Here is a 24137-nt window from a genome sequence, read left to right as displayed (position 1 = left end):
AGGTGTGATGCCGACCGTCGCTTGTCAATCGTCGCCCGGCAATACCCGCGCCCAGCACAGCACCGTCACCGACCGTGCGCCCGCCGCGCGCAGTGCCCGGGTGCAGGCAGCGGCGGTCGCGCCGGTCGTATAGACGTCGTCGACCAGCACCACCGCCCGTCCCCTGACCAGATTGCGTCGCCCCGCCGGCACGACGAATGCCCCCGCGACCGTCCTGGCCCGCGCGCGCCGGCCGAGCCCGCGCAGCAGCGTCGTCGCGCGGCGTCGCTCCAGCGCGTCCACCGGCTGCGTTACCCCGGTCAGTCGCGACACCGCCGCACCAATCAGGACCGCCTGATTGAACCCGCGTCGCCACAGCCGTCCGCGATGGAGCGGCACCGGCACCAGCAGGTCGGCGTCTTCGGGCATCAACCGCACCATGGCGCGCGCCATCGTATCGGCCAGCGCGATCCGCCCGCCATGTTTCAGCCGCACCGCCAGCGCGCCCGCGACCGGGCCATAGGCGACGGCGGCACGAACCCCGGCGTGGCGGGGCGGCGTCTGCGCACACGCCGCGCAGACCGCATCGGCGCCACGGTCATGGTCGAACGGCAGGTGGCACGCCGCGCACCAGGGTGGCCCCAGGAAGCGCAGTCCGCTCCAGCAATCGGCGCAGAAGCGATGATCGGCCCCCACCGGCACGCCGCAGCCGGGGCAGCGCGGCGGCAGGGCGTAATCCGCGATCCAGCGCAGCGGAGTCGTCAGCGGGCGGAGCATCGCCGCTTGTCGCTGCGGACCGCGCGGGGCACAAGCGCCGGCATGGCCGTCCCCGACATCTTCGATCGCGCGCTGCGCCGGCGGCGGCGCGATCGCGCCGCACCAGGCTATGGTGCGCATGATTTCCTGCGCGCGGCGATGCTCGACGGGATTGCCGAGCGGCTCGACGCGGTGACGCGCGACTTCACCGATATCCTCGACCTGGGCAGTTTCGACGGCGCCTTCCCGGTGCCGGCCGGCGCTCGTATCGCGCGGGTCGATGCGGGCTATCGCTTCGCACGGGCCAGCGCCGGCGTGCAGGGGGACGAGGATCGCCTGCCCTTTGCCGATGGTGCATTCGACTGCGTCGTCAGTGCCGGGGTACTCGACCAGATCGGCGACCTGCCCGGCGCGCTGACGTTGGCGCGCCGGGTGCTGCGGCCCGACGGACTGTTCCTGGCGGCGTTCGTCGGCGCGGGGTCGTTTCCCGTCCTGCGCCGCGCGCTGGCGACAGCGGAGCGCGAGCGGCCGGTGGCGCGGCTGCACCCGCAGGTCGATGTGCGATCGGCCGGCGACCTGCTGGTCCGCGCGGGCTTCGCACTGCCGGTCGCCGATATCGAGACGCTCGACATCGGCTATCCGGATCTGTTCCGTCTGGTCGAGGATCTGCGCGGCATGGCCGGCACCGGTGTCCTCGCCGAACGGCACCCCCTGTCCCGCGCAGCGCTGGCGGGGGCGGCTCAGGCGTTCAGCGCGGCGGCAGGGGCGGACGGGCGCACACGCGAGCGGATCGACATCATCTATCTGACCGGCTGGTCGCCCGATCCCAGCCAGCCGCTGCCGGCCCGGCGCGGCAGCGGGCGCACCTCGCTGGCGGATGCGCTGAAGCCTTAGCCGTTATTCCACCGCCCCGATCCGGATCAGCAGCGCCCCCTCGGTCACCTGTGCGCCCGCCGCGACCGGCAGTTCCTCGACCACCCCGTCGAACGGGGCGGTCAGCGCATGTTCCATCTTCATCGCCTCCAGCGTGACGAGCTTCTGTCCGCGCGTCACCGTGTCGCCCGCCGTCACGTCGACGGCGATCACCCGGCCTGGCATCGGCGACAGGATCACGCCATCCGCCGCCCCGCCCGACGCCCCGCCCGACGCCCGCCACGGCGCCAGCCGCCAGACCTGCCCGCGCTCGGCGATCAGCAGGTCGGGCTGACCATCACCCGCATCCTCATGTGCCTCCGCCCCGACGGGCAGGCTGACCGCCTCGTCATCGAGCAGGAACAGGGCATCCCGGCGTGCCGGTGCGTTCAGCCGAAACCCCGCCAGCGGCCCTGCCCCGGCCAGCGCCGCCGCCGCATCGGCCAGCGCCACCTCGGTGGGGCGAGCAGACGGCATCAGCGCGTCCCCTTCGCGCGCGATCAGTCCCGTATCCATCTCGCCAGCCGCAAAGCCGGGATGCTCCAGCGCGCGTACCAGGAAGCCGGCATTGGTGCGCACCGGCCAGATCACCGCCTGCTCCACCGCCTCGGCCAGCGTGGTGCGGGCGGTATCCCGGTCCGGCCCCCACGCAATCAGCTTGGCGATCATCGGATCGTACCAGGGCGAGATCGTCGCGCCCTGCTCGACCCCCGTATCGATCCGCACCGCATTGCCCAGATCAAACCGGTCGAGCCGCCCGATCGACGGCAGGAAGCCTTTCGCCGGATCCTCGGCATAGAGGCGCGCCTCCATCGCCCAGCCACGGATCGCCAGTTCATCCTGACGCAGCGGCAGCGGCTCGCCGGAGGCGACTCGCAGCTGCCACTCGACCAGATCCTGGCCGGTGATCGCCTCGGTCACCGGATGCTCGACCTGAAGCCGCGTGTTCATTTCCATGAACCAGATACGGTCGGCACGAAGCCCTTCACTGGCGTCGGCGATGAACTCGATCGTGCCCGCGCCGACATAGTCGACCGCACGCGCCGCCTTCACCGCCGCGTCGCACACGGCGGCGCGAGTGGCGTCATCCATGCCCGGCGCCGGCGCCTCCTCGATCACCTTCTGGTGGCGGCGCTGGAGCGAGCAGTCGCGCTCGAACAGGTGGACGACGTTCCCGTGCGTGTCGCCGAAGACCTGCACCTCGATATGGCGGGGCGACAGGATGTACTTCTCGATCAGCACGCGCGCGTCGCCGAACGAGGACGCCGCCTCGCGCTGGCAGGAGGCAAGCGCGTCGGCGAAGGCAGCGGGGTCGTCGACGCGGCGCATCCCCTTGCCGCCGCCGCCGGCCACCGCCTTGATGAGCACCGGATAGCCGATCGCCGCCGCCTCTGCCGCCAGCCGGTCGGGCGACTGGTCCTCGCCCAGATAGCCGGGCGTGACCGGCACGCCCGCCGCGATCATCCGCGCCTTGGCCGCATCCTTCAGCCCCATCGCGCGGATGCTGGCGGGACGTGGGCCGACCCAGATCAGGCCGGCAGCCGTAACCGCCTCGGCAAACTCGGCATTCTCCGACAGGAAGCCATAGCCGGGGTGGATCGCCGCGGCGCCGCTCTCCTTCGCGGCGGCGATAATCCGCTCGCCGACCAGATAGCTCTCGCGCGCCGCTGCCGGTCCGATGGCAACGGCGGTGTCGGCCATGCGGACGTGGAGCGCATCGGCATCCGCGTCGGAATAGACCGCGACCGTTCGGATGCCCACCCGGCGCGCGGTGCGGATGATCCGGCAGGCGATCTCGCCGCGATTGGCGATCAGCAGCGAGGGGATGATCGGCATGGCTTGCTCCATCACATCCGGAACACCCCGAAGCGGGGCGCCTCCGCCACCGGGGCATTTAGGCAGGCGTCGAGCGCGAGGCCCAGCACGTCGCGAGTCTGGGCCGGGTCGACGATGCCGTCGTCCCACAGTCGCGCGGTGGCGTACCAGGGATTGCCCTCATCCTCATATTTCGCGCGGACCGGCGCCTTGAACGCCTCCGCCTCTTCGGGCGTCCAGCGCTCGGCATCGCGGTGGACAGTGGCGAGGACGCTTGCCGCCTGTTCGCCACCCATCACGCTGATCCGCGCATTAGGCCAGGTGAACAGGAAGCGTGGGCCATAGGCGCGCCCGCACATCCCGTAGTTGCCCGCGCCGAAGCTGCCGCCGATCAGGATCGTGATCTTGGGCACGCTGGCGGTGGCGACCGCGGTCACCAGCTTCGCGCCATGTTTCGCAATGCCTTCGGCCTCATACTTTCCACCGACCATGAAGCCGGAGATGTTCTGGAGGAACAGCAGCGGCACGCGGCGCTGGCACGCCAGCTCGATGAAGTGCGCACCCTTTTGCGCGCTCTCCGAGAAGAGCACGCCGTTGTTCGCCAGGATCGCGACCGGCTTGCCGTGGATGTGCGCGAAACCGCACACCAGCGACGCGCCGTAGAGCGCCTTGAACTCGTGGAACTCGGACCCGTCGACCAGCCGGGCGATCACCTCATGCACGTCATAGGGCGCGCGCACATCCTGTGGAACGATGCCGTACAGGTCCTCGGGCGGATGGATCGGGTCGCGTGGCGCCCGCAGGTTCAGTTCCGGCACGCGCGGCGGTGGCAGCGTGGCGACGATGTCGCGGACGATGGTGAGCGCGTGATCGTCATTCTCGGCCACGTGATCGACGACGCCCGAGCGGCGGCCGTGCGTCTCCGCCCCGCCCAGTTCCTCGGCCGAGATGACCTCACCGGTCGCCGCCTTCACGAGCGGCGGGCCGGCGAGGAAGATCGTCCCCTGCCCGCGGACGATCACCGTCTCGTCCGACATGGCGGGCACATAGGCGCCACCGGCGGTGCAGCTGCCCATGACGCAGGCGATCTGCGGTATGCCGAGCGAGGACATCTGCGCCTGGTTGAAGAAGATGCGGCCGAAATGCTCGCGATCGGGAAACACCTCTGCCTGATGCGGCAAATTGGCACCGCCGCTGTCGACGAGGTAGACGCAAGGCAGCCGGTTTTCCTGCGCGATCTCCTGCGCACGCAGATGCTTCTTGACGGTGAGCGGGTAATAGGTGCCGCCCTTCACGGTCGCGTCGTTGCAGACGATCATGACCTGCCGGCCGGATACGCGGCCGATGCCGCAGATCAGCCCGGCGCCGGGCACCTCGCCGTTGTAGAGGCCGTGCGCAGCCAACTGGCCGATTTCGAGGAAGGGCGAGCCGGGGTCGAGCAGCCGCTCGACCCGGTCGCGGGGGAGCAGCTTGCCGCGTGCGACGTGGCGGTCTCGCGACGCGGTGCTGCCGCCGAGCCCTGCGGTGGCGACATCGGTGCGCAGCCGCTCGGCCAACGCGCGGTTGTGCGCGGCGTTGGTGCGGACGGCTTCGCTGTCCGCCGACAGTGCGGTGGTGAGGACGGGCGCGGTCATGCCAGATCCTCCCCGGCACGGGGAGGGGGACCAGCGAAGCTGGTGGAGGGGGCTATCCACGAGCGGCGCGCCTGTGGCGCTCCCCCTCCACCACGCCCTGCGGGCGCGGTCCCCCTCCCCGTGCCGGGGAGGATCCGCACCCCCCTCACTGTGCCACCCGCTCGGCCGCGCCGATCAGTTCGCGGCCGATCAGCATCCGCCGGATCTCGTTCGTGCCCGCGCCGATATCCAGCAGCTTGGCGTCGCGCAGGAAGCGCTCGACCGGCCAGTCCTTGGTATAGCCGGCGCCGCCCAGCGCCTGGATCGCCTCCAGCGCGACCTTCACCGCATTCTCGCTCGCCAACAGGATCGCGCCGGCGGCGTCGAACCGTGTCGTCCGCCCAGCGTCGCAGCTGCGCGCCACCGCATAGACATAGGCGCGCGAGGAATTGAGCGCGACATACATGTCGGCGACCTTCGCCTGGATCAGCTGGAACTGCCCGATCGGCTGGCCGAACTGCCGCCGCTCGCGGACATAGGGGACGACCACGTCGAGGCACGCCTGCATGATGCCCAGCTGGATTCCGGCGAGCACCGCGCGCTCGTAATCCAGCCCGCTCATCAGCACGCCGACGCCGCCATTCTCCGGCCCCATCACGTTGCCGGTCGGCACGAAACAGTCGTCGAACACCAGCTCCGCGGTCGGCGAGCCACGCATTCCCATCTTGTCGATCTTCTGCCCGATCGAGAAGCCGGGCATATCCCGCTCGATCAGGAAGGCGGTGATGCCGCGCGACCCTTCCCCGGTCTTGGCATAGACGACCAGCGTGTCGGCATAGGCGGCGTTGGTGATCCAGAACTTGGTGCCGTTCAGCACATAGCCGTCGTCGCGGCGCTCGGCACGCAGCTTCATCGAGACGACGTCCGACCCCGCGCCCGCTTCCGACATCGCCAGGCTGCCGACATGCTCGCCGGAGATCAGCTTTGGCAGGTATCTGGCCTTCTGCTCGGGGTTCGCCCAGCGCGCGATCTGGTTGATGCACAGGTTGGAGTGCGCGCCGTAGCTGAGGCCGACCGAGGCCGAAGCGCGGCTGACCTCCTCGACCGCGACGACATGCTCCAGATAGCCCAGGCCCAGGCCGCCATCGGCCTCCGCGACCGTGATGCCGTGCAGGCCCAGCTCGCCCATCGCCGGCCACAGATCCTGCGGGAAGCGATCCTCGGCATCGATGGCGGCGGCCAGCGGTGCGATCCGGTCGGCGGCGAAGCGCCGGGTGGTGTCGCGGATCATCTCGGCGGCCTCGCCCAAGGCGAAGTCGAAATCAGGCGTCATCGGCTCTCCCATCCGCCCCGTCGGGGTCGTCGTCAGACCAACCTCCTACCACCCGAAGCGATCCCGGCAAAATTGAACCGGCGGCAAACACGCTATAGATGGCATCTATGATCGACCGCTATCTGCTGCGCTATTTCCTGGCGGTCGTCGACCAGGGCAATTTCTCGCGGGCGGCACTGCACTGCCGGGTATCGCAGCCGACGCTGTCGGTCGGAATCGCCAAGCTGGAGGCGGAACTGGGCCGCGCGCTGTTCCTGCGCACCAATCGCCGGGTCGAGCTGACCGCCGCCGGTACCCGCTTCGCCGGCCATGCCCGCCGGATCGAGGCCGAGTTCGCCGAGGCCGAGCGCGACGTCACCACCGATATCGATGCGACGCCGCTGCGCCTTGGCATCGTCGCCACGCTGCCCGGCGAGCGGATCGAGGCCGCGCTCGCCGCCGCCCGACGCGCCACCGCGACCGAGCGGCTGGAGGTGGTCGAGGGGCCGCTGCGCACGCTGCTGCCGCTCCTCGACCGGGGGCGGATCGACGCGCTGCTCGGCCCCACCGGCAGCGACCCGCGGCGGCGACGTATCCTGTTCGAGGAGGGCTATGGCATGGCCCTGCCGCTCGACCACCCGCTCGCCGGGCGGAGCGCGATCGAGGCGCAGGAGGTCGCCGCGGAGCCGATGATCGTCCGCCGCCACTGCGAGGCGCTGGCCGAAACCAGCCGCCACTTCACCGCGCGCGGCGTCCGTCCCTTCATGGCGGCCCGCACCACCAGCGACGAGCGCGCGCTCGCCTATGTGCGCGCCGGGCTGGGGATCACCGTGATGCCGATGTGCTATGCGGGATCGGGCGTGGCGGTGGTGCCGCTGACCGGCTTCCATCCAACCCGCGCGATCGGTGTGCTGATCGAGGACGAACGGGCGATGCGGGTGGAGGGTAGCGAAGCATACCGCGCGTTCGTGGCGGCGATAAACCGATCGGAATCATAAACCCGTCACCCCAGTGACCGCGCCGTACTGATGACGTTGATCCCGTCGAACCGCGTCGTCGCCGACCCGTGGCTGACCGCCGACACCTGCCCCGGCTGGCCCTTGCCGTCGAAGAACGAGCCGAACAGCCGGTAATCCCGCTCATCGCAGGTTGCGGTGCAGGCGTTCCAGAACTCCGGCGTGCGCATCTGATAGGCGACATCGGCCAGTGGCCGCGTGATCTTGCCCTTCTTGATCTCGTAGAACAGCTGCCCGCCGAACTGCGCGTTGTAGCGCTGCTGGTCGATCGAGAAGCTGCCGCGGCCCATGATGTAGATGCCGTTGTCGACCCCGGCGATCATGTCCGCGACGCTGAGGCGCGCCTTGCCGGGCTGGAGCGAGACGTTGGGCATGCGCTGGAACTGCACGTTGGCCCAGCTGTCGGCATAGGAGCAACCGTCCGATTCGGTCTTGCCCAGGATATGCGCCTGATCGCGCGTCGCCTGGAAGTCGACCAGCTTGCCGTCCTCGATCAGGTTCCACCGCTTCGTCCTGACGCCCTCGTCGTCATAGCCGACCGCCCCCAGGCTGCCGGGTTGCAACTTGTCGGCGACAACCGTCACCTTGTCGCTGCCGTAGCGATACCCCGCCGCCCGCTTGTCCAGCGTGGCGAAGCTGGTGCCAGCGTAGTTCGCCTCATAGCCCAGCACCCGATCCAGCTCGAGCGGGTGCCCGACGGATTCGTGGATGGTCAGGCCGAGATGGTTGGGATCGAGCACCAGGTCGTAGCGGCCCGGCGTCACCGATGCCGCAGTCAGCTTCTCGCGCGCCTGCTTCGCCGCGGCGACGGCATCCTCGCGCATGTCATAGGATTTGCCATAGGCGACGACGCCGTTCGGCGCTGTCGTCTTGTCCATCGCCCGGCCCGCCAGATACTCGTAGCCGAGCCCCATCGGGGCCGATAGCCCGTCGCGGGTGCGGAACTTGCCCGACGCCTTGTCGATCGCGGTGACGGTGAAGGGCGCCCAGATCCGGTGGATGTCCTGGTCGATGTACGACCCGTCCGAACTGGCGAAATATTTCTGCTCGTTGACCAGGAACAGCTGCGAGTTGACGAAACTCGCCCCTGCGGTGATCGCCGCGGCGTTGACGCCCAGCAGTAGGTCCACCTTCTCCTGCAAGGGCACCTCCATGCCGTTGCGCACGATCGGTGTGCGCCAGCTGACCTCGCCCACGCCCTTGGCGGGGGCCAGCTGGACCGGCGACGTCTGGCTGCGCGCATTGGCCTTGGCAATGGCGAGCGCCAGCCGCGTCGCCTCAGCCACCGCCTCCGCGGTCATCGCGTTGGTCGCGGCGAAGCCCCAGGCGCCGTCGGCGATCACGCGGACGCCGACGCCGGTCGATTCGGTGTTGACGACATTCTGCACCGTCGCCTCGCGCGTCATCACGAACTGACGCAGATACCGGCCGACCCGCACGTCGCAGTAGCTCGCCCCGCCCTGCTTCGCCGCGGAGAGCGCCGCATCCGCGAGCCGCCGCTTGACCGCCGCCTCGATCGGCTCCCCAAGCTGGTCGGCGGCGATTGCCCGCCCCGCGAAGCCAGGCAGCAGCACCCCGCCCGCTCCGATCCCGCAGGCCGCAAGAAACCGACGTCTGTCCACGGGCAATCTCCACTCTCTCGGTCGACCCGACCGGTCGGCCACCATCGCCAACCCGCTGGCGCGGGTCAATTATCCAGCGCGAGCCGCGCCTGCGCCATCGCCGCACCGATGCGCTGCGGCACTGCCGGGCTGGTGCAGACATAGGTCGGGCTGGGATGCGGCATGGTCAGGATAGTGGCGTCGGGCCGCTCGCGTGCCACGACCGGGGCCGCTTCCCGCGCGACCCGCCCGGCGAGCAGCACGACGCGCAGCGCCGGGAGAAGCCGCAGCAGATCGGGCAGCAGCGCCAGTCCCTCCGCAATCTCTCCGCGCCGCAGTGGGCGATTGCGCGCACCCGGTGCATGGACGATCCATGGCACGCTGTTCCACAGCACCATCTCGGCCCGCGTGATCCCCGCCGCGTCCAGGAAGCGGCCGAGATTGCGCGCCGTTCCGGTCGGATTGTCCCGCGAGACGAAGCTCAGCGCCGCCATTCCGGCACCTGGCGTCTCCAACAGCACCAGCAGCCGCGCCCGATCCCCGCCATCCGCCGGATCGAAATGCGGCACCCGCCGCCCCGCCGCGAGCAGCGGCACCCGCAGCCACTCCAGCGCCACGACATGCCCCTCGCGCAGCCGAGCGGCGCGTTCGGCGATGGCATCGCCGACCAGCGGCTGCACCGGAAAGGATGTGCGCGTCACGGGGAAAGTCCCTGGTGCCCCTGGCCGGACTCGAACCAGCACGCCTCTCGGCAACCGATTTTGAGTCGGTCGCGTCTACCATTTCGCCACAGGGGCAGCGATGCCGCTCGCGCTAGCGAAGCGAAACGGGCGCGGCAAGCCCGTGCCCGTTAATTCCGCGGCGGCTGGCGGCGATAACCGAGCGCCTCGGCGACGTGGATGCGCCCGACCGTCTCGGCACCGGCCAGGTCGGCGATGGTGCGGGCGACGCGCAGGATGCGGGTATAACCGCGCGCGGTCAGCCGCATCGCCGCGGCCGCCTGGGCCAGCAGCGCGCGGCCCGGCTCGTCGGGCGTCGCCACCCGGTCCAGCAACGGCCCATCCGCCTCGGCGTTGGTCCGCGCGCCCTCCCCCGCGTAGCGCGCCGATTGCAGGCGTCGCGCGGCAGCGACCCGGGCAGCGACCTCCGCCGATCCTTCGGCAGGCGGCGGCAGGATCAGGTCGGCGGCGCTGACCGCAGCGACATCGACGTGCAGGTCGATGCGGTCGAGCAGCGGCCCCGACACCTTGGCCTGATAATCGGCTGCACAGCGCGGCGCGCGGGCGCAGGCGAGCGTCGCGTCGCCCAGATGCCCGCAACGACATGGGTTCATCGCCGCGATCAGCTGTACCCGCGCCGGAAAGGTGACATGCGCATTGGCGCGGGCGACGCTGACCGTCCCCGTCTCGAGCGGTTGGCGCAGGGAGTCGAGCACGGTCCGACTGAATTCCGGCAGCTCGTCGAGGAACAGCACGCCCAGATGCGCGAGGCTGACCTCGCCCGGCCGTACCTTCAGTCCGCCGCCGGTCAGCGCCGCCATCGACGCGGAGTGGTGCGGACTGCGGAACGGGCGTGCGCGGGTCAGCCGCCCGCCGGTCAGCGTGCCCGCAACCGACTGGACCATCGACACCTCCAACACCTCCTCGGGCGTCAGTGGCGGCAGGATGCCGGGCAGGCAGGCGGCCATCAGCGACTTGCCGGATCCTGGTGGACCGCAGAACAGGAGATTGTGACCGCCAGCTGCGGCGATCTCCAGCGCGCGCTTGGCGGTCTCCTGACCTTTGACCTGGCGCAGATCGGGGCCGGTGACGATATCGTCCTCGACCCCGCCGGGCTGCGGGGCAGAGAGCAGGCCATGCCCCTTGAAGTGATTGATAAGGGCCAGCAGGTCGGGCGCCGCCACCACCTCGACCGACCCCGCCCAGGCCGCCTCCGCCCCCTGCGCCGCGGAACAGACCAGCCCCAGCTCGCTTTCGGCGGCGTGGAGCGCGGCAAGCAGCACACCCGGCGACGGCGCGATCCGCGCGTCGAGCCCCAGCTCGCCGACCACGACATAGCCCGACAGCGCCTCGGCATCGACCACGCCCATCGCCGCCAGCAGCGCCAGCGCGATCGGCAGGTCGAAATGCGACCCCTCCTTGGGCAGGTCGGCGGGCGACAGGTTCACCGCGATCCGCTTGGGCGGCAGCGCCAGCCCCATGGCGGCGATCGCGCCGCGCACCCGCTCGCGGCTCTCGCCGACCGCCTTGTCGCCCAGGCCGACGACGTTGAATGCGGGCAGCCCGGCGATCAGCTGCACCTGCACCTCGACCGCGCGCGCCTCCAGCCCCAGATACGCCACCGTCGATACGATCGCCGCCATACGCCCCCTGTTCCCCGCGCCTCCTTACCGGCTTTTGTCCGGCGCGGAATGGAGTAAGGCGCACCCGAATGGGGACAATCGCGTCCAGCCCGATCGGGCGTGGTCCAGATTGACTTGCGCGCCACCCCCGCCTATGCGCGGCCCCAGCAAGGCCGTCCGCGTGGCGGCCCTTTTCGTGTTACAGATGATTTTGTTGAGGAATGAACGATGAAGCGGACCTTCCAGCCGAGCAATCTGGTGCGGGCGCGTCGTCACGGCTTCCGCTCGCGGATGGCCACCGTCGGCGGTCGTGCGGTGATCCGGGCACGCCGGGCGCGCGGTCGCAAGAAGCTGTCGGCCTGATCCTTCCGGGCCGCGATCCGGTGCCCGCGACCGATGGCGCGGGCGGGATCGTGGTGCTGACGCGCCGCCGGGACTTTCTGGCGGCGAATGCCGGGCGGCGCGCACCGATGCCGGGCTTCGTCCTGCTGGTGCGTCCCCGCGACGATGGCGATGCGACGATGCGCATCGGTTACACCGTCACCAAGAAGATCGGCAACGCGGTGGTGCGCAATCGCATGAAGCGCCGCCTGCGCGCGCTGGTGCGCGAGGTGCTGCCGGACACCGGCATTGCCGGCGCCGACCATGTCCTGATCGGCCGTGCCGGCGGGGTCGAGCGCGACTTCGCCACGCTGCGCAGCGAGCTGGGCAAGGCGTTGCGCAAGGTACTCCGGTGAGCGAGCCAGCCGAATCGGCCGCGCACCCTGCGAAGTGCGAATGCCGACCTTCGCCCTCTGCCCGGCTCCTGATCCTTCTCGCCCGCGCGTGGCAGGTGGGGCCTTCGGCGATCATGCCGCCCTCATGCCGCTACGACCCGTCGTGTTCGGCCTATGCAATCACCGCCCTTCGCCGCTATGGCGCGCTGAAGGGGGGCTGGCTCGCGACGAAACGGATCGCGCGCTGTCACCCCTGGGGCGGGTTCGGCCCCGATCCCGTGCCCTGATCGCGCTCCCGATTTATCCAGGAACTTCGCTGCCGTGAAAGACGACCGCCAGAATTTCGTGCTGTTCGCGGTGATCGCGGCGCTGATCCTGTTCGGCTGGCCGCTGGTCCAGAACCGGTTCTTCCCGACCGCGAACCCGCCCGCCACCAAGATGGTCGACGGCAAGCAGGTGGCACTGCCAAAGCCCGGCGCCGATCCCACCGCCGACAGCCCGGCCGCGATCCGCGACCGGCAGGTGGTGCTGGCAGAAACGCCGCGCGTCCGCATCGAGACGCCGGCGCTGCGCGGCTCGATCAACCTGAAGGGCCCGCGGATCGACGACCTGGTCCTGACCCGGTATAACGAGACGGTCGCGAAGAACTCCGCGCCGATCCGCCTGCTGTCGCCCGCTGGAGCGCCCGAGGCGTATTTCGCCGGCTTCGGCTGGCGCGCGGAGGGGCTGAGCCCGCCCGCTGCCGATACGGTCTGGACCGCCTCTGCCCCCGTACTGACTCCGGCCAAGCCGGTGACGCTGGAGGCCGCCAACGCCACCGGCCAGCGTTTCCGCATCGAGATCGCGATCGACAACGACTATCTGTTCACCATCCGCCAGACGGTGATGAACGGCGGCGCGCAGCCGGTGCCGGTCGCCCCCTATGGCTTCGTCAACCGGGTCGGCGTGTCGAAGGATCCGGACAGCTGGACGATCCATACCGGGCCGATGTCCGTCAACAACGGCGCGGCGCATTATGCCCCCAACTTCAAGGATGTCGACGCCGGGGCGCAGCGCTTCACGACGCAGGGCGGCTGGCTGGGCTTTACCGACAAATACTGGCTGACCGCGCTGGTCCCCGACGCGTCGCAGACCTTCGACGGCCAGTTCCGCGCCGGCGCCAACAAGGCCTATCAGGCAGATTACAGCGTCCAGCCGAAGCTGCTGCCGCCGGGCCGCTCGTTGACGCAGAACGCGCGGTTCTTCGCCGGCGCCAAGGAGGTCCGCCTCCTCGACCGCTACACCGACGACGGCATCGTCACGAAGCTCGATTACGCGATCGACTGGGGCTGGTTCCGCCTCGTCGAGAAGCCGATCTTCTACTATCTGGACTGGCTGTTCCGCCTGATCGGAAATTTCGGCGTCGCGATCATCCTGCTGACGCTGACCATCCGCCTGATCCTGTTCCCGATCGCGCAGCGCCAGTTCGCCTCGATGGCGGCGATGCGCGCGCTCCAGCCCAAGATGAAGGCGCTGCAGGAGCGCTACAAGGACGACAAGCCGCGCCTGCAGCAGGAGGTGATGGCCCTCTACAAGACCGAGAAGGTGAACCCGCTGGCCGGCTGCCTGCCCGCGATCATCCAGATTCCGATCTTCTACGCGCTCTACAAGGTACTGCTGCTGACGATCGAGATGCGCCATCAGCATTTCGTGCTGTGGATCAAGGACCTGTCGGCCCCCGATCCGGCGACGATCCTGAACCTGTTCGGCATCATCCCCTTCACCCCGCCGCACTTCCTGGCGATCGGCGTGGTGCCGGTGCTGCTGGGGATCAGCATGTACTTCCAGTTCAAGCTGAACCCGCAGGCGATGGACGAGACCCAGCGCCAGGTCTTCGCCTTCCTGCCCTGGGTGCTGATGTTCGTGATGGCGCCGTTCGCAGTCGGGCTGCAGGTCTACTGGATCACGACCAACTGCGTCTCGATCCTCCAGCAGCGCCTGCTCTACGCCCGTCATCCCGGGCTGAAGGAGGCACCGGTAAAGTGACTATTCCTCCCCAGCATGAGGCATCGGGTCGGATCGTCCCCCAGACGATCCTTGACCATGCGGGGCATGGTCAACCCGATGCCGGGGACCAGCCGCAGGCTGGTGGAGGGGGGGGCGCCACGAGCGACTCGCCTGCCGATATCCCCCTCCACCATCAGCCTGCGGCTGACGGTTCCCCTCCCCGTACTGGGGAGGATTTCGATCCCGAGTTGATCGAGTCCGCCCGCAAGATCTTCGCCGGCCCGGTCGCGTTCCTGAAGTCCGCGCCCAAGCTGGAGCATCTGCCCGCGCCCGTGGTGCCGGAGGTGGCGTTCGCCGGACGGTCGAATGTCGGCAAGTCGTCGCTGCTCAACGCGCTGACCAATCGCAACGGGCTGGCCCGCACGTCGAACACGCCGGGGCGGACGCAGGAGCTGAACTTCTTCGACGTCGGCATTCCGCTTGCCTTTCGCCTCGTCGACATGCCCGGCTACGGCTTTGCCAAGGCGCCCAAGGACATGGTCCGCCAATGGCGCTATCTGGTGAACGACTTCCTGCGCGGGCGCGACGTGCTGAAGCGGGCGCTGGTTCTGATCGACTCGCGCCACGGCATCAAGGAGGTCGACCGCGAGATCCTGGCCATGCTCGACAAGGCGGCGGTCAGCTATCGCATCGTCCTGACCAAGGCCGACAAGGTGAAGGCGACCGATCTCGCCGCGGTGCTCGCCGCGACCGAGGTCGAGGCGCGCCGCCGCCCCGCCGCGCACCCGTCGATCATCGCCACCTCGTCGGAAGGTGGCATGGGCATCGCCGAACTGCGCGCGGCGGTACTGGAAGCGATCGGCTGACGGCGGCGGGCGTGGCGTCGGACATGCTCCTCTTCTCCTACGGCACCCTGCAGGACGCGCGCGTCCAGCTTGCCACCTTCGGGCGACGGCTGGATGGCACATCCGATACGCTGACCGGCTATCGCGTCACCACCATCCGCATCCACGATCCCGCCGTGCTGGCGACGAGCGGGCTGGCGGAGCATCTGGCGCTGGTCGTCGATCCGGACGCGCCGCCGATCGCCGGCACGGTCCTGACGCTGACCCCCGAAGAGGTCGCCGCGGCCGACCGGTACGAGGGCGACACTTACCGACGGGTCGCAGTGGCGCTCGCCTCCGGTCGCCACGCGTTCGTTTACGTCCTCGCCACAACGGCTTAGGGAACCACCCGCGCCGACACGCGCTCCGACCCTCGAAGGCCATCGACAGGCTTTCAGGGAGAAGCGATCCTTGCTGATGGAAACGACGATCGATCGCATCCGTGCGCTGGCCGCGGCCTGGGATGACGCGAATGGCGACGAGGCGTTTCCCGCCGACCGCCTCGCGCAGCTCGCCGATGCGGGCGCGCTGACCGACTTCACGACGCTTGCCGACGATGATGCGGTCGCGCGACTGGTGCAGGCGCTCCGCCTGATCGGCGGTGCCGACCTCAGCCTGGGCCGCGTGTTCGAGGGCCATGTCAACGCCGCGCAGCTGGTCCACGCCTATGGCAACGCCCAGCAACGTGCGACGCTCGCCGACGACCTCGCCGCCGGGCGCAGCTTCGGCGTGTGGAACACCGAGCCTGCGCCGGGGATGACGCTGACCGCGGCGGATGGCGGCTATCGGTTGAGCGGCGCCAAATGCTTCGCGACCGGCGCCGGCCATATCGACCGCGCGCTCATCACCGCGCGATGGCCGGATGGCGGCAAGCAGTTGGTGCTGGCCGACATCGCCAACGTCACTGATCGCGCCGACAATGCCGCCTGGCAGGTCCGCGGTATGAAGGGGACTGCGAGCGGCACCTTCGACTTCGACGGTCTGGTCGTCGGCGACGCCGCGCTGATCGGCGCGCCCGGCGATTACGAGCGCGAGCCGCGCTTCTCGGCCGGCGCGTGGCGATTCACCGCGGTTCAGCTCGGCGCGGTCGAGGCCCTGATCCGCCACTGGCGCGATCATCTGGTCGCGACGGGCAAGGGCGCCGATCCGATCCAGCGTGCCCGCTTCGCGACCGCCGTCGCCGCCACCCGCTCGGCGGGGCTGTGGGTCGTCCGCGCCGCCCGACTGGCCGAAGCCGCCCGCCCGGAAGCGATCGCGCAGGTGCTGATGACCCGCGGCGTGGTCGAGGATGCCGCGCTGCTGGTGATGGAGGGCGCCGCCCGCGCGATCGGCACCGCAGCCTTCTTCTTTGGCAGCCGCGTCGACCGGATCACGCGCGACCTCGGGCTCTACCTGCGCCAGCCCGTCCCCGATCAGGCGCGCGACCGCGCCGCTGCGGCGTGGCTGGAGGCGGACTGCTGGGGCGACGATCCGTGGTGGTGACGCCGGGCCGGCGCAGCTGGGGCCGCCTGCTTCGCCGCGCCCGGCCACTGTCACCGCAACAGGCGGCGCGCGAGGGCGGCTGGCTGGTGCTGGCGCCGCATCCGGACGACGAGACGCTCGGCTGCGGCGGCCTGATCGCGGCGCTGGCGGCGTGCGGCGGCGCGGTGACCGTCGCGATCCTGACGGACGGATCGGGGAGCCATGTCGGCGCACCCGGCTGGAGCGCCAGCCGCGTCGCCCATGTTCGCGCGCGAGAGGCTGGTGCCGCGCTGCGCCAGCTCGGTCACTCCGCCCAAGCCGTGACGCTCGGCTGGCGCGATGCCGCCCCCCTCCCCGCCGGATCGCCGCCGTTCGAAGCGAGCGTCGACCGCCTGGTCGCGCTATGCCGCGCTCGACGCATTCGCCGGATTATCGCCAGTTGGGAGGGCGATCCGCACTGCGACCACGAGGCCGCTGCGCAGCTGGCGACCGCTGTCGCGCGGCGGCTGGGCGTCGTGCCCCGCTTCTACTGTGTCTGGGGCTGGACCGTCGCCGATCTCGACCACCGGCTCGCCGGTTGGAAGGCGTTGTCGATCCCCGTCGCGCGCTGGCGCGGGCGGCAGCGGCGAGCGCTCGACCGCCACGCCACCCAGCTGGGTGGCCGCATCGCCGGCGCGCCCGACCGCTTCGTCCTGCCCCGCCCGATGCGACGGCTGGTCGATGCCAGTCACCTCCTGCTGCTGGAGCCGCGCCATGCGCCGTAACCGATCGATCGCGCCCGACTGGTTCGAGGCGCTCTACCGCGAGCAGGGTGATCCCTGGAACTTCGAAACAAGCGCCTATGAGCGCGCGAAGTACGATCACACGCTCGCCGCCCTGCCCTGCCCACGTCTCGGATCGATGCTGGAAGTCGGCTGCGCCAACGGCGTGCTGACCGAGCGGCTGGCGCCACGCTGCGATCGGCTACTGGCGGTCGACGTTTCCGAGACCGCGCTCGCTGCCGCCGCCGTGCGCTGCGCCGACCTGCCGCAGGTCGTGTTCGAACGCCGCCACCTGCCCGCCGAGGCACCGCCCGGATCGTTCGACCTGATCCTGCTGTCCGAGGTCATCTACTATTGGGACAGCGACGACCTGGCCCGCATGGCCGACTATCTGCGCGGGGCAGTGCCGTCGGGCGGCCACCTCATGCTCGTCCACTGGCTGGGGGAAACCGACTATCCCAAGTCCGGCGACGCGGCGGTCGGGGAACTCGCCGGGTTGCTCGGCGACGCGGTCGAAGTCATCGCTGCGGAGCGGCGGGAGGAGTATCGGCTCGACCTGTGGCGCCGCCGCTGAACGTCGCGCGCGGATCATCGCCCCTGCCGTCGCGATCGCCGCCGGCAGTGTCCCAAAGCTCAGTCGGTCGCCCTCCCCGGCTCTCGCGGGATCGAGCGCCACCGACACCGCATAGGTTTCATGCAGCGGCGTGTCGTCCGCCTGGGCGATCCAGCGCGCGAACGCGTCGGCCATTCCGCCGGGCGCCCGCCCCTGCAATCGGCTGGAGGTGAAGACCCGCACGTCGAGCGGGTGCCGCACCCGCCCGCCCGCCGCCCGCACCGCTGCGAACAGTGCGCGATCCTCCGCCACCGGCGGCGTCGGCGCGCCACCGATGCGACGGTAGAGATCGAGCGTCAGGCCGATGCTTGCCCCACCCTCGTAATAGTGCCGCGGCCAGGCGTCCGCCACAGCCGGCGCCATGTCCGCCCGCAGCCAGTCGAGCGCGGTGTAATAGCGCCCGAGCAGGTTCAGCCGTCGCGCCGCCGACGGTCCCAACTGCGCCCGGTCGACGCGCCGGGTCAGCGCCCGGCCCGCCACCGCCTCTACCCCGGCATCGAGATGCGCGACGGTGCGGACGATCCAGTCCGGCGCGACCGCCGTGTCCGCGTCGGTCGACGCGAGCAGGTCCTCCGGCCGCGCCAGCAGCGCCGTCGCCGCGTCGAACGCCAGCCGTCGCGCCCAGCCGGCATGGCGCGCCTCTGGCAGCAGCGATACCGCCCGCCACATCAGCCGCGCATGCCGCAGCCGCGTCCGCTCGAGCAGCGCCACCGTGTCGTCGGTGCAGTTGTTCGCCAGCACGACTATGCTGACCGGCCCGCCATAGCGCCCCGCAGCCACGTCGAGCGCGGCGAGACATGCGGGCAGTTCCTCCTCCTCGTCCCGCGCGGGTAGCGCGACGGCGACATGGCGGACAGAGCGAGGAGCGGTCATCGCCAGAGACAATCCTCCATGCCCGTCGGCGTTCCCGCAAACCCCTGATATGCCGTACAAACCGCCGCGACGACCCGCCCCGCCGGCACGCCGGAGCGAGCCGGCGCGGTGCGAACTCGTTAACCACTTGGACGGTATTCCGGCGCGGCGAACGACCCTGGGGGACCATCGTGCTGCACGACCAGCATAGCGACACCGCAACCGATCCGATCGACGATCCGACGCCCACGCGCATCGCCCCGTCGGCGGCGATCCTGGCGCCCGCTCTCCTGCTCGCCGCCTGCGGTAGCGGCGACGGTCAGGCGTCCTCGGGCGCGAGCGGCGGCGCGGCGGTGCCGATCGCCCGCGTGCCGCCCACCGAGGTACAGGCCAGCCGCTTCCTGTCGCAGTCGACCATGGGCGCGACGCGCGAGGCGATCGCCGACGTCGTCGGCCAAGGTTACGAGGCGTGGATCGCCGCCCAGCTCGCCCTGCCCCGCGCCACCAGTCACTGGGACTGGCTGGTCGCCAACGGTTATAATGTCGACGCCAACATCAACAACACCGCCGGTTTCGACGTCACCATGTGGCGCCAGCTGATCGTCGAGCCCGACCAGCTGCGCCAGCGTGTCGGCATGGCGCTGCTCGACATGCTGGTGGTGGGCATCGACGGGGTGAACCTGAACTGGAAACAGTTCGCGATGGCCGCCTATGTCGACGTGCTGCTCGATAATGCGTTCGGCAATTACCGCCAGCTGATGGAGGCGATCACCTACAACGCCGCGATGGGGTCGTTCCTGACCTTCCTCTACAATCGCAAGGCGAACGCGACGACCGGCGCCCAGCCCGACGAGAATTACGCGCGCGAGCTGATGCAGCTGTTCACGCTCGGCCTCTACCAGCTGAACATGGACGGCACGGTGAAGGGAAGCGCCGCCCAGCCGCTGGAAACCTATACCCAGGCCGACGTTGGCGGCTTGGCTCGCGTGTTTACCGGCCTGTCGCTGGCGACCAACGTCTCGACCACGCCCGATCGCTATCGCCAGCCGCTGGTGATGAACGCCGGGCTGAACGAGACCGGCGCGGCCAGCTTCCTCGGCACCGGCACCTCGGGCGGCGGCGTGGCGGCGATCAAGACCGCGCTCGATACGATCTTCGCGCATCCCAACCTGCCGCCCTTCGTATCGAGGCAGCTGATCCAGCGGCTCGTCACCTCCAACCCCTCGCCCGCCTATGTTGCGCGGGTCGCGAGCAAATTTGCCGACAATGGTGCGGGCGTGCGCGGCGACATGAAGGCGGTCGTCACCGCCATCCTGCTCGACAGCGAGGCACGCAGCGACGCGGCGCTGACCGCCACCAACGCGGGCAAGCTGCGCGAGCCGGTGATGCGGCTGACCGGCTGGGCGCGCGCGTTCAAGGTGACCTCGCCGTCGAACGCCTGGGCGTTCGGCGATACCAGCAGCCAGTCGAACCGGCTCGGCCAGGCGATGGGACGCAGCCAGACCGTCTTCAACTTCTTCCGCCCCGGCTACAGCCCGCCCGCCACCGCGATCGCGCAGGCCGGCCTGGTCGCGCCCGAGTTCCAGATCACCAACGAGCAGTCGGTGGTCGGCTATATCAACTATATGTACGCGCTGGTCGCGAACGGCACCGGCGACACCAAGGCCGATTACGCCACCATCCTGGCCAAGGCCGCCGACACCAACGCGCTGGTCGACGAGGTGGCCCTGCTGCTCGCCGCCGGCCAGCTGTCTGCCACCACCATCGGCACGATCCGCGCCGCCGTCGACAGCGTGTCGGCGACCGCTACCGGCGGACCGACCAACCGCGTCGGCATCGCGATCATGCTGACCTTGGCTGCCCCCGACTATCTGACGGTGAAGTGATGAGCTGTTTCGAACACGACCAGTCGCGCCGCGCCTTCCTGAAGCGGTCGGCCGCGCTGGGCCTGGCGGGTGTCGCCGCCCCGTTCGCCACGACGCTGGGCGCGATCGGCGAGGCGGCAGCGGCGACCGCGACCGATTACAAGGCAATGGTCTGCATCTTCCTCTATGGCGGGATGGATTATGCCAACACGCTGACACCGTACGACCAGGCGAGCTACGACCTGTACCGCGCCGCCCGGCCCAATATCGCCACCGCGCGCGATGCACTGGCCGGAACCCTGTTGTCGCCGGCCCAGGCGCTGGCCGGTGGCCGGCAATATGCGCTGGCGCCAACGATGACGCCGCTGCTGCCGCTGTTCGACCAGGGCAAGCTCGCCGTCGCGCTGAACCTCGGCACGCTGGTCCAGCCCACCACCAAGACCCAGTATCAACAGAACGCGGTCAAGCTGCCGCCCAAGCTGTTCAGCCACAACGACCAGCAGAGCTATTTCCAGGCATCGCACCCGGAGGGCGCGACCACCGGCTGGGGCGGGCGCATCGGTGACGTGTTCCAGAACGGCAACGGCAGCGCGGCGCTCACCTGCATCAACACCAGCGGCAATGCGGTCTACCTGACCGGGCGCAACGCGGTGCAATATTCGGTCGGCACCGGCGGACCGATCCCGCTGATCGGCAACAGCCGCACCCTCTATGGCTCCGCCGCCGCCGCACAGGCGCTGCGCACGCTGATGACGACGCCGACCGGCGGGCTGCTCGCCGACGAGCATGCCCGCGTGTCGAAGCGCTCGCTCGACACCTATGCGCAGGTCGCCGGCGCGCTTGGCGGAGCACCGGCCGCCAATTTCCCCCTCTTCCCGTCAGGCAACACCCTTGCCGACCAGCTGAAGATGGTCGCGCGGCTGATCTCCGTATCGTCCGAACTGGGCGTGAAGCGACAGGTGTTCTTCGTCTCGATGGGTGGGTTCGACCTGCACGACAATCTCGTCGCGCAGCATGGGCCGCTGATGGGCCGGGTCGCCGCTGCGATGCGCGCCTTCCACGACACCACGGCAGCGCTGGGCGTCGCCGACAAAGTGACCAGCTTCACCGCCTCCGACTTCGGCCGCACGCTCCAGTCGAACGACGACGGGTCGGACCATGGCTGGGGCTCCATGCATTTCGTGCTGGGGGGCGCGGTGAACGGCGGCCGATTCTATGGCACCCCGCCCGCGATCGGCAACGGCACGGCCGACGATGTCGGCCAGGGGCGTCTGCTACCGACGATGGCCGTCGACCAGTACGCCGCGACGCTGGCGCGCTGGTTCGGCGTGGGGGATACGGACCTGCGGACGGTGCTGCCGAACATCGGCAATTATGATGCGTCGACGTGGAATCTCGGATTCGTGTGACCGGGGCGTAGCCGGTCAGCCCTTCTCCGCGACCAGCGTGTGCGCGACGATCGCGTTGGCATGGCCATGCCCCATGCCATGCTCGTCCTTCAGCATGGCTACCAGGTCCATGTGCCTGGCCGGCAGCTTCCCGCGGACCAGATCCTGCCACTCGGCGATGGGGCGACCGTACTTCTTCTCGATCGAGGGGAAATAGGAGGCAGGTCCTTTGACCGGTTCGTCCGTCATGCTTCTGCCGCTCCCTATTCCTTACGACGGCATCATCGTCCGATCGTCGGGCGGCTGCAAGGGCGCCGCGGCAAAGCCGTCCCGTCGGCCGGGCTGGCGCTGATCCGCGGCTAAGCTACGCTTGGTCGCGGACGCTCGGCCTAGCCCTCATCCCCCATCCTCAGCGCGGCGATGAACGCCTCCTGCGGGATGCTGACCGAGCCGTACTCGCGCATCTTCGCCTTGCCCTTCTTCTGCTTGTCGAGCAGCTTGCGCTTGCGGGTCGCGTCGCCGCCATAGCATTTGGCGGTCACGTCCTTGCGCATCGCGCTGATCGTCTCGCGCGCGATCACCTTGCCGCCGATCGCCGCCTGAATCGGAATCTTGAACAGGTGCCGGGGGATCAGCTCCTTCAGCCGCTCGCACATGCCGCGGCCGCGCACCTCGGCAGTGCCGCGATGGACGATCATGCTGAGCGCGTCGACCGGCTCCTCGTTGACGAGGATGCTCATCTTGACGAGGTCGCCCTCGCGGTAGCCGATCTGGTGATAGTCGAAGCTGGCATAGCCCTTCGACAGCGATTTCAGACGATCGTAGAAGTCGAACACCACCTCGTTCAGCGGCAGTTCGTACGTCGCCTGCGCCCGTCCGCCGACATAGGTCAGGTTCTTCTGGATGCCGCGCCGGTCCTGACACAGCTTCAGGATGCTGCCGAGATACTCGTCGGGGACATAGATCGTCGCCTCGATCCACGGCTCGCTGATCGTGGCGATCTTGTTCGGATCGGGCATGTCGGCCGGATTGTGCAACTCGATACTGCCGCCGTTGTGCGTCAGTTCGATCTCGTACACCACCGAAGGCGCGGTGGTGATGAGGTCGAGATCATACTCGCGGGTCAGCCGCTCCTGGATGATCTCCAGATGCAGCAGCCCCAGGAACCCGCAACGGAAACCGAAGCCGAGCGCGGCCGACGTCTCCATCTCGAACGAGAAGCTGGCATCGTTCAGCCGCAGCTTCGAGATGCTCTCGCGCAGCTTCTCGAAGTCGTTGGCGTCGACCGGGAACAGCCCGCAGAACACGACCGGCTGGACTTCCTTGAACCCAGCCAGCGCTTCCGCCGCCGGGCGTTTGGCATCGGTCAGCGTGTCGCCGACCCGAGCCTGCGCCACATCCTTGATCTGCGCGGTGATGAAGCCGATCTCGCCCGGCCCCAGTTCGGCCAGCTGCTCGATCTTGGGGCGGAAACAGCCGACGCGGTCGATCAGGTGGGTGGTCCCGGCCTGCATGAAGCTGACCTGCTGGCCCTTCTTCAGCACGCCGTCGACGACCCGCACCAGGATCATCACACCCAGATACGGGTCGTACCAGCTGTCGACCAGCATCGCCTTCAGCGGCGCACTCTCGTCGCCCTTGGGCGCCGGGATCTTGGTGACGATCGCCTCGAGGATATCGGCGATGCCGATCCCCGACTTCGCGCTGGCGAGCACCGCCCCCGACGCATCGAGCCCGATCACGTCCTCGATCTCCGCGCGTACCTTCTCGGGCTCGGCGGCGGGCAGGTCGATCTTGTTGATGACCGGTACGATCTCATGGTCGTGCTCGATCGATTGATAGACATTGGCCAGCGTCTGCGCCTCGACACCCTGCGCAGCGTCGACCACCAGCAGCGCGCCCTCGCATGCCGCCAGCGAGCGGCTGACCTCGTACGCGAAGTCGACATGCCCCGGCGTGTCCATCAGGTTCAGCGTGTAGGTCTCGCCGTCCTGGGCCTTGTAGGCCAGGCGCACGGTCTGCGCCTTGATCGTGATCCCGCGCTCCTTCTCGATCTCCATATTGTCGAGCACCTGCTCGGACATCTCGCGCTCGGTCAGACCACCGGTCTGCTGGATGAGCCGGTCGGCGAGCGTGGATTTGCCGTGATCGATATGCGCGATGATCGAGAAATTGCGGATCTTGTCGAGGGGAGTGGCCATGGTCCGGCGCGCCTAGCCTGTCCCGGGTGCGGCGGCTAGTCCCGCATGTCGTGCGCCGATCCTGA

Annotated in this window: 22 protein-coding genes, 1 tRNA gene and 1 pseudogene; 13 read left to right on the top strand and 11 right to left on the bottom strand. The window is 69.5% G+C overall.

The window, feature by feature from the left end:
* Positions 1-24: 24 nt before the first annotated feature.
* Positions 25-756: a ComF family protein gene (locus Q5H91_RS01740; RefSeq protein WP_305171500.1), complete on the bottom strand. Its 732-nt coding sequence runs from the start codon at positions 754-756 to the stop codon at positions 25-27.
* Positions 757-798: 42 nt separating this feature from the next.
* Here Q5H91_RS01740 and Q5H91_RS01735 point away from each other — a divergent pair, with 42 nt between their 5' ends.
* A complete protein-coding gene (locus Q5H91_RS01735) occupies positions 799-1629 on the top strand; it encodes a class I SAM-dependent methyltransferase (RefSeq protein WP_305171499.1) in 831 nt (276 codons plus the stop codon).
* Positions 1630-1632: 3 nt separating this feature from the next.
* Here Q5H91_RS01735 and Q5H91_RS01730 read toward each other — a convergent pair whose 3' ends face one another.
* The 3 genes from Q5H91_RS01730 to Q5H91_RS01720 all read right to left on the bottom strand — a co-directional run bounded on the left by Q5H91_RS01730 (position 1633) and on the right by Q5H91_RS01720 (position 6408).
* Complete coding sequence (locus Q5H91_RS01730; RefSeq protein WP_305172347.1) at positions 1633-3477, bottom strand: acetyl/propionyl/methylcrotonyl-CoA carboxylase subunit alpha; 1845 nt, start codon at positions 3475-3477, stop codon at positions 1633-1635.
* 17 nt (positions 3478-3494) lie between these two features.
* On the bottom strand, positions 3495-5096 hold the full coding sequence (locus tag Q5H91_RS01725) for a carboxyl transferase domain-containing protein (protein ID WP_305171498.1): 1602 nt from the start codon (positions 5094-5096) through the stop codon (positions 3495-3497).
* A 145-nt stretch (positions 5097-5241) separates the two neighbouring features.
* Positions 5242-6408, bottom strand: coding sequence for an isovaleryl-CoA dehydrogenase (locus Q5H91_RS01720; protein WP_305171497.1), 1167 nt, complete (start codon positions 6406-6408; stop codon positions 5242-5244).
* Positions 6409-6515: 107 nt separating this feature from the next.
* Between Q5H91_RS01720 and Q5H91_RS01715 the strand changes: the two genes are divergently transcribed.
* A complete protein-coding gene (locus Q5H91_RS01715; protein ID WP_305171496.1) occupies positions 6516-7385 on the top strand; it encodes a LysR family transcriptional regulator in 870 nt (289 codons plus the stop codon).
* 5 nt (positions 7386-7390) lie between these two features.
* Here Q5H91_RS01715 and Q5H91_RS01710 read toward each other — a convergent pair whose 3' ends face one another.
* The 4 genes from Q5H91_RS01710 to Q5H91_RS01695 form a co-directional block, all read right to left on the bottom strand.
* Positions 7391-9025 carry a TldD/PmbA family protein gene (locus Q5H91_RS01710; RefSeq protein ID WP_305171495.1) on the bottom strand — a complete coding sequence of 545 codons (1635 nt, stop codon included), beginning with the start codon at positions 9023-9025 and terminating at the stop codon, positions 7391-7393.
* A 65-nt stretch (positions 9026-9090) separates the two neighbouring features.
* Positions 9091-9705 carry a uracil-DNA glycosylase family protein gene (locus Q5H91_RS01705; RefSeq protein ID WP_305171494.1) on the bottom strand — a complete coding sequence of 205 codons (615 nt, stop codon included), beginning with the start codon at positions 9703-9705 and terminating at the stop codon, positions 9091-9093.
* 12 nt (positions 9706-9717) lie between these two features.
* Positions 9718-9801 (bottom strand) — tRNA-Leu (locus Q5H91_RS01700).
* Positions 9802-9854: 53 nt separating this feature from the next.
* Entirely contained in the window at positions 9855-11366 is a 1512-nt protein-coding gene (locus Q5H91_RS01695; RefSeq protein WP_305171493.1) for a YifB family Mg chelatase-like AAA ATPase, read from the bottom strand.
* Between the two features lie 207 nt (positions 11367-11573).
* Here Q5H91_RS01695 and rpmH point away from each other — a divergent pair, with 207 nt between their 5' ends.
* The 9 genes from rpmH (at position 11574) to Q5H91_RS01650 (ending at position 17727) form a co-directional block, all read left to right on the top strand.
* Positions 11574-11708 carry a 50S ribosomal protein L34 gene (gene rpmH, locus Q5H91_RS01690; protein WP_017978410.1) on the top strand — a complete coding sequence of 45 codons (135 nt, stop codon included), beginning with the start codon at positions 11574-11576 and terminating at the stop codon, positions 11706-11708.
* A gap of 53 nt (positions 11709-11761) precedes the next feature.
* Positions 11762-12082, top strand: coding sequence for a ribonuclease P protein component (rnpA, locus tag Q5H91_RS01685; protein WP_305172346.1), 321 nt, complete (start codon positions 11762-11764; stop codon positions 12080-12082).
* Positions 12083-12153: 71 nt separating this feature from the next.
* Positions 12154-12348, top strand: a complete 195-nt coding sequence (yidD, locus tag Q5H91_RS01680) for a membrane protein insertion efficiency factor YidD (RefSeq protein ID WP_370655232.1) — start codon at positions 12154-12156, stop codon at positions 12346-12348.
* A gap of 34 nt (positions 12349-12382) precedes the next feature.
* Positions 12383-14086, top strand: coding sequence for a membrane protein insertase YidC (gene yidC / locus Q5H91_RS01675; protein ID WP_305171492.1), 1704 nt, complete (start codon positions 12383-12385; stop codon positions 14084-14086).
* A gap of 209 nt (positions 14087-14295) precedes the next feature.
* Positions 14296-14913, top strand: a complete 618-nt coding sequence (yihA, locus tag Q5H91_RS01670; RefSeq protein WP_305171491.1) for a ribosome biogenesis GTP-binding protein YihA/YsxC — start codon at positions 14296-14298, stop codon at positions 14911-14913.
* A 23-nt stretch (positions 14914-14936) separates the two neighbouring features.
* Positions 14937-15272 (top strand): gamma-glutamylcyclotransferase family protein, encoded by a 336-nt coding sequence (locus tag Q5H91_RS01665; RefSeq protein ID WP_305171490.1) that lies wholly within the window; start codon positions 14937-14939, stop codon positions 15270-15272.
* A 76-nt stretch (positions 15273-15348) separates the two neighbouring features.
* A complete protein-coding gene (locus tag Q5H91_RS01660) occupies positions 15349-16413 on the top strand; it encodes an acyl-CoA dehydrogenase family protein (protein WP_305171489.1) in 1065 nt (354 codons plus the stop codon).
* Positions 16404-17156, top strand: a complete 753-nt coding sequence (locus tag Q5H91_RS01655) for a PIG-L deacetylase family protein (protein ID WP_305171488.1) — start codon at positions 16404-16406, stop codon at positions 17154-17156. The genes Q5H91_RS01660 and Q5H91_RS01655 overlap by 10 nt, the downstream gene beginning before the upstream one ends.
* Entirely contained in the window at positions 17113-17727 is a 615-nt protein-coding gene (locus Q5H91_RS01650) for a class I SAM-dependent DNA methyltransferase (RefSeq protein WP_370655200.1), read from the top strand. Before Q5H91_RS01655 ends, Q5H91_RS01650 begins: the two co-directional genes overlap by 44 nt.
* Before the next feature lie 477 nt (positions 17728-18204).
* Here the strand turns inward: Q5H91_RS01650 and Q5H91_RS16615 are convergent.
* Positions 18205-18639 (bottom strand): annotated as a pseudogene (locus Q5H91_RS16615) (glycosyltransferase family 2 protein); the annotation flags it as partial.
* A gap of 170 nt (positions 18640-18809) precedes the next feature.
* Between Q5H91_RS16615 and Q5H91_RS01640 the strand changes: the two are divergent.
* Positions 18810-20504, top strand: a complete 1695-nt coding sequence (locus tag Q5H91_RS01640) for a DUF1800 domain-containing protein (RefSeq protein ID WP_305171486.1) — start codon at positions 18810-18812, stop codon at positions 20502-20504.
* Positions 20504-21892, top strand: a complete 1389-nt coding sequence (locus tag Q5H91_RS01635) for a DUF1501 domain-containing protein (protein WP_305171485.1) — start codon at positions 20504-20506, stop codon at positions 21890-21892. The genes Q5H91_RS01640 and Q5H91_RS01635 overlap by 1 nt, the downstream gene beginning before the upstream one ends.
* A gap of 15 nt (positions 21893-21907) precedes the next feature.
* On the opposite strand, the gene Q5H91_RS01630 is transcribed toward Q5H91_RS01635, so the two are convergent.
* Positions 21908-22120 (bottom strand): DUF4287 domain-containing protein, encoded by a 213-nt coding sequence (locus Q5H91_RS01630; RefSeq protein ID WP_305171484.1) that lies wholly within the window; start codon positions 22118-22120, stop codon positions 21908-21910.
* Between the two features lie 140 nt (positions 22121-22260).
* Positions 22261-24072: a translation elongation factor 4 gene (gene lepA, locus Q5H91_RS01625; protein ID WP_305171483.1), complete on the bottom strand. Its 1812-nt coding sequence runs from the start codon at positions 24070-24072 to the stop codon at positions 22261-22263.
* Positions 24073-24137 lie beyond the last annotated feature (65 nt).

Origin of the sequence: Sphingomonas aurea, assembly GCF_030678875.1 — a bacterium.
GTDB lineage: Bacteria > Pseudomonadota > Alphaproteobacteria > Sphingomonadales > Sphingomonadaceae > Sphingomonas > Sphingomonas aurea.
The sequence above is the reverse complement of the archived record's forward strand: the minus strand, read 5'-3'. Positions and strand labels throughout refer to the sequence as shown.

Excerpts from the sequence above, each read along its gene's own strand:
- Q5H91_RS01630 (WP_305171484.1), bottom strand. The coding sequence starts at position 22,120 with ATGACGGACGAACCGGTCAAAGGACCTGCCTCCTATTTCCCCTCGATC.
- rpmH (WP_017978410.1), top strand. The coding sequence starts at position 11,574 with ATGAAGCGGACCTTCCAGCCGAGCAATCTGGTGCGGGCGCGTCGTCAC.
- Q5H91_RS01725 (WP_305171498.1), bottom strand. The coding sequence starts at position 5,096 with ATGACCGCGCCCGTCCTCACCACCGCACTGTCGGCGGACAGCGAAGCC.
- Q5H91_RS01660 (WP_305171489.1), top strand. The coding sequence starts at position 15,349 with ATGGAAACGACGATCGATCGCATCCGTGCGCTGGCCGCGGCCTGGGAT.
- Q5H91_RS01715 (WP_305171496.1), top strand. The coding sequence starts at position 6,516 with ATGATCGACCGCTATCTGCTGCGCTATTTCCTGGCGGTCGTCGACCAG.
- lepA (WP_305171483.1), bottom strand. The coding sequence starts at position 24,072 with ATGGCCACTCCCCTCGACAAGATCCGCAATTTCTCGATCATCGCGCAT.
- Q5H91_RS01695 (WP_305171493.1), bottom strand. The coding sequence starts at position 11,366 with ATGGCGGCGATCGTATCGACGGTGGCGTATCTGGGGCTGGAGGCGCGC.
- Q5H91_RS01735 (WP_305171499.1), top strand. The coding sequence starts at position 799 with ATGGCCGTCCCCGACATCTTCGATCGCGCGCTGCGCCGGCGGCGGCGC.
- Q5H91_RS01740 (WP_305171500.1), bottom strand. The coding sequence starts at position 756 with ATGCTCCGCCCGCTGACGACTCCGCTGCGCTGGATCGCGGATTACGCC.
- Q5H91_RS01720 (WP_305171497.1), bottom strand. The coding sequence starts at position 6,408 with ATGACGCCTGATTTCGACTTCGCCTTGGGCGAGGCCGCCGAGATGATC.
- Q5H91_RS01650 (WP_370655200.1), top strand. The coding sequence starts at position 17,113 with ATGCCAGTCACCTCCTGCTGCTGGAGCCGCGCCATGCGCCGTAACCGA.
- Q5H91_RS01665 (WP_305171490.1), top strand. The coding sequence starts at position 14,937 with ATGCTCCTCTTCTCCTACGGCACCCTGCAGGACGCGCGCGTCCAGCTT.
- Q5H91_RS01635 (WP_305171485.1), top strand. The coding sequence starts at position 20,504 with ATGAGCTGTTTCGAACACGACCAGTCGCGCCGCGCCTTCCTGAAGCGG.